Consider the following 321-nt stretch of genomic DNA (forward strand, 5'->3'; position numbering starts at 1 on the left):
TCAAATAACTATTTGCCATCTCAGGACTAATCGACATCCAGAGGCTTATGAAATTCCAGCAAAAAGATTAGAAAAAACATCTAATGGAATGCATCAAGTGTTCATCGAACCAGTTTTTGAACATACGAGCAAAGTTATTGGTCATACCTCTGTCAAAGGTTCAGTCTATCTATCAATAAATGGTAGTTTTGTCTCTGATAAGACACTAATTGATCCTAAAGATGGACGGTTTGAGGTTACTTTTTCCGAGAGTTTAGCAGGTTCAAAATTTAAAGCAGATGATAGATTGGTTTTGTCTTTTGTATCAGAAGATGGTCAGCC

General features: G+C 35.8%; 1 pseudogene. It reads left to right on the top strand.

The features are described from left to right. Window positions 1–321, top strand: a pseudogene (locus tag C1G53_RS00220) (cell surface protein); the annotation flags it as partial.

This window comes from Streptococcus suis (genome assembly GCF_002960445.1).
Classification (GTDB): Bacteria; Bacillota; Bacilli; order Lactobacillales; family Streptococcaceae; genus Streptococcus; species Streptococcus hyiners.